Annotated in this window: 1 protein-coding gene; it reads right to left on the bottom strand. The window is 66.2% G+C overall.

Translation table 11 applies throughout. The features are described from left to right. Nucleotides 1-4,946, bottom strand: a 4,946-nt coding sequence (locus CKY51_RS22125; protein WP_152250050.1) for a non-ribosomal peptide synthetase, incomplete at both ends; no start/stop codon positions are given.

The raw sequence follows: 4,946 nt of genomic DNA, 5'->3' as shown, positions 1-4,946 counted from the left end.
CAGCTGCGCCACCACCAGCTCGGCGCTACGGGGCAGAATGAGCGCGAGCGCCTGTCCGTGCGCGAGGCCGCGCCGTTGTAGCTGGGCGGCCAGCGTGCTGGCGCGCTCCCAGAGCTGCGCATAGCGGAGGTGGTGCTCGCCGTCGATCAGCGCCGTTGCCTGCGGTGTGCGTTGCACCTGGGCATGCAGGGCCTGCACGAGGGTGGCGGCCGGCGGCAGGTCTGCGGTCGTGGCATTGAAGTCCTGCAGCAGCTGCTGGCGTTGCGTCTGCGGTAGCCAGGGCAGGTCGGCGATGCAAGCCGCATTGTCGCGGACAAACGCCTGCAGCATGTGGACGAAGCTCTGCAACATCCGCTGCACGCTTGCGCCATCGAACAGCGCGATGGCATAGCCCAGGATGCCGACGATACGGCCATCGCGCTCTTCCAACGTCAGGTCCAGATCGAACTTGAGCGCTGCCAGCGTCTGCGGTACCGGCCGCAGTTCCAACCCAGGCAGGTGCAGCGTAGCGCCATGACGGGGCGCTTCCTGCCACGTGAACATCACCTGGAACAGCGGATGGTACGCGAGCGTCCGTACCGGATTGCACGCTTCGATCACTTGCTCGAACGGGAGATCCTGATGCTGTTGCGCCGCCAATGCGGTGGCGCGCACCTGGGCAAGCAGTGCTGCGACCGAGGGCTTCGTCCGCAGGTCGATACGCAATGCGATGGTGTTGACGAACAGGCCGATCAGTGGCTCGAGTTCGCGATGCGTCCGGTTGGCGACCGGGGTGCCGATGACGACCTCGTCTTGCCCTGCAAGCCGTGCCAGCAATGCCCCCCACGCGGTCAGCAAGGTGATGAACAGCGTGGTGCCGTTACGTTGGCTCAAGGCCTTCAGTGCCGAGCTCAGCTCCTGGTCGAGGGAAAACTCCCAGACGTCGCCACGGTGATCCGGCGGTGCCAGGCGCGGGCGATCGACAGGAAGTTCCAGCAAGGTCGGCGCATCGTGCAGCTGCGCCACCCAGAAGTCGCGCTGACGTTGCAGCAGTTCGCCCCTGAGCCAGCGGCGTTGCCAGACCGCAACATCGGCATATTGCAACGGCAGCGGTGGCAGCGGATCGGGCTGCCCTTGCGCAAAGGCGGTATAGAGGCAGCTCAACTCGTGGACCAGCAGGTCCATCGACCAGCCATCGGCGATCAGGTGATGCAGGGTGACCAGCAGCACATGATCGTCTTCGCCCAGCCGCAGCAATTGGCCGCGGACCAACGGGGCCTCGGCCAGTGCGAACGTGGTAGTGGCTTCCCTATCGGCCAGTGTGCGCAGGGCCGCGGTAGGGTCGGGTTGCGCAGCGAGATCGTGTTCGTGCAGCGAGAACCCGAAGGTGGCGGGGTCGATGATCTGGACCGGCTCGTCATGGTGCAGGTCGATGCGGGTACGCAAGGTTTCGTGCCGTGCGACGAGACGATCCAGCGCCTGGCGCAGGGCTGGGCGATCCAGCCGTCCGCGCAGCCGCAGGCCGTTCGGCATCAGGTAGGCCAGGCCGGCCTGTGGGTCGAGCTGGGCAAGAAACCATAGCCGCTGTTGGGCGAAGGATAGCGGCAGCGGATCGCCGCAATCGCGATCGACAGCGACAATGGCCGGCAAGCTGCTGGCAGCGGCGTTGGCCACGCGCTGTGCCAGTGCGTGCAACTGCGGGTGGTGGAAGACATCCTGGATCTGCAGCTCCACTCCCAGCTGTCCGCGCACGCGTGAAATCAGCTGCACTGCCAACAGCGAATGGCCGCCGAGGGCGAAGAAGTCGTCATCGCGGGAGACCTGCGCGTGTTCGAGCAGGTCGCTCCACAGTGCCGCCAGCGCCTGTTCGACGGCACCTTGCGGTGGCGACACGGCGGTCGGGGCATCGCCATCGCGTTCGGCATCCACTGGTGCAGGCAGGGCAGCGTGGTCGAGCTTGCCGTTGACGGTCAGCGGTAGCGCATCCAGTTGCACGTAGGCGCTGGGCAGCATGTACTCCGGCAAGCGTGCGACCAATCGCGCACGCACTTGATCCAGGTCGAGACCAGGGTGGTGTGCGACCAGATAAGCGACCAGGCGACTTTCCGAGTGTGCATCACGGACCACGACCACTGCTTCGCGTACGCCGTCGCAGCTACGCAGGGCAGATTCGATTTCCCCGAGTTCGATGCGGAAGCCACGCAGCTTGACCTGGGCGTCATTGCGCCCCAGCAGTTCCAACACGCCGTTGCTGCGCCAGCGCGCCAGATCTCCGCTGCGGTACATCCGTTGCCCCGGCGCACTGGCGAAACGGTCGGGCAGAAAGCGTTCCGCGGTCAGCGCCGGCCGGTCGAGATAGCCGCGCGCCAGTTGTTCGCCGGCGATCCACAATTCGCCGACCATGTCCACGGGGACTGGCTGCAGGGCGCCATCGAGCACATGCAAGCCCAGGCCTGCGAGCGGCGCGCCCACATGCACGCGGGCATCGGCGGCAACCTCGCCGAAACTCACGCCACAGACGGTTTCGGTCGGACCATAGGCATTGAGCCAACGCACCTGACCGCGAGCGAGGGCGTGCCACTGGCCGATGGCCTCGGCCAAGGCGGCTTCGCCACCGCTGACCACCAACCGCACTCCATGCGGAAAACTGGCATCGCCCGCCGCCATCTCGGCTACCCAGGCATGCCAATAGGCGGTGGGAAGATTCAGCACGCTGATGCGCAAGTCCATCAACAGACGACTGAATGCCGCGGCGGCCGGCAGGCGAGCGTCAGGCGACATCACCAAGGTCGCGCCCTGTGCCAAGGTCACGAAGATCTCGTCCACTGCAATGTCGAAGCTCAGCGAATTGCAGTGCAGCACGCGATCGGTGGACGTCAATGCGTAGGTCCGCGCGGCTGCCAGCGCATAGTGGTATAGCCCTGCGTGCGTCACCGCGACCCCCTTGGGCTGGCCGCTGGAGCCGGAGGTATACATCACGTAGGCCAGATGGGCTGCTTGCAGCGACGCGACGCATGGCGACTTCGGCGAGGCGTCGGACCATGCCGCGGCAGCGGTATCGACGCGCAGTACCGGTGTTTCGAGCTCGATGGGAAGAGCGCTCTGCCCAACGCCGTCGGCAAGAAGGATCTGTGGCCGACTATCGGCGAGCATCACGTTCAGCCGTTCCCGCGGATAGGCGGGGTCCAGCGGGACATACGCGCCGCCGGCCTTGAGCACCGCAAAGATCGCGATGATGGCGTCGGCACCACGCTGCATGCATAACCCAACGCGGCGATCGGGCGCAATGCCGCGTGTGATCAGGTGATGCGCCAGGCGGTTGGCGCGACGATCCAGCTCGGCGTAGCTGAAGCTGCGTGCGGCGTCCTCCAGTGCGATCGCGTCTGGATGCTGAGCCGCCATTCGCTCGAGCAGTTGGTGCACCGGCACCGCGGCGCCGGCCAGCGGTGCGCTTGCATTGAATGGGTGCAACTGCACACGTCCGCTATCGCTCAGCAAGCGCAGCCGCGCAACCGGTGTTTTGGCATCGGCGACCATCGCCCGCAGCGTGGCGATGAACAGTGCAATATGGCGTTCGACGCTGGCACGCTCGAATAGCGCGGTGGCATAGCCGATGCTGCCAAGCAACCGGCCATCGTGTTCGGACATGGAAAGTTCCAGGTTGAACTGCGCTGCATGGGTCGGCAATACGACCGACTCCTGGATCAAGCCCGGCAATTCCAGGCGACCTTCTGGCGCGCTTTGCCAGGCGAACATGACCTGAAACAGCGGATGGTGCGTGGTGCTGCGCTCGGGATTGAGCGCTTCGACCACCTGCTCGAACGGCAGCTGCTGATGCGCCTGAGCGGCGAGGGTGCTTGTGCGCACCTGCTGCAATACCTCGGCAACGGTGGGGTCCTGACGCAGATCGATCTGCAGGGCCAGGGAATTGACGAACAGGCCGATCAGCGGCTCCAGCTCGCCACGGTCGCGGCCGGCAACCGGCGTGCCGATCACCACCTGTTGCTGCCCGGACAGCCGCGACAGCAGGACCGCCCAGCCGGCCAGCAAGGTCATGAACAAGGTGGTGCCGTGGTGCTGGCTCAGGCTGCGCAGGGCATGCGAGAGTGCCGCATCCAGCGCGAAGCCGAACACGTCGCCGCGGTAGTCCTGTTGCGGCGGTCGCGGTCGATCGGTCGGGAGTGCCAGGCGCAGCGGTGCACCGCGCAGATGCGTGCGCCAGAAGTCGAACGACGACTGCAGGCGCTCGCCATCGAGCCAACGGCGCTGCCAGGCGGCGAAGTCGGCGTACTGGATCGGCAGTGGCGGCAATGGATCGTCCAGGCCCTGCAGGAAGGCCGAGTACAAGGTGCTGAATTCGTTCGCCAGCACGCCGCTGGACCAGGCGTCGGCGGCGAGATGGTGCAGGGTGACCAGCAACAGGTGATCGTCATCGGCCAGGCGCAGCAGGCATCCGCGAATCGGCAGCTGTTGGGTGAGATCGAACGGGGTGGCCGTCTCTGCAGCGATCTCGGCGGCGATGGCGTCCTCGGGGTCGGCTGCATCCGGCAATACGCGGTCGCGCAGCGGGAAGCCGGTCGTTGCCGGTGCGATGTGCTGCACTGGGTGGCCGTCGTGCAGGCGCACGCTGGTGCGCAGCACTTCATGCCGGGCGACGATACGGTCCAGTGCCTGCCGCAGTGCATGGCGGTCCAGTGGACCGCGCAGCCGCAGGCCGCTAGGGAGAAGGTAGGCATCGCGCGCCTGCGGCTGCAAGCCAATAAACCATAGGCGCTGCTGAGCGAACGACAATGGCAACAGGCGATCGCGCGGGACCGGGACGATCGCCGGCAAGCTGTGCCGGGCCGCAGTGCCAACGGCCGCTGCCTGCGCGGCCAAGCCTGGGTGGGCGAAAACCTCGGCCAGCGCGAACTCCACACCGAGCTGCTCACGTAGGCGCGAGATCAATTGCACCGCCAGCAGCGAAT

The sequence above is a fragment of the Xanthomonas maliensis genome (assembly GCF_009192945.1).
GTDB classification, from domain to species: Bacteria; Pseudomonadota; Gammaproteobacteria; order Xanthomonadales; family Xanthomonadaceae; genus Xanthomonas; species Xanthomonas maliensis.
This window is presented reverse-complemented; position numbering and strand designations above follow the sequence as displayed.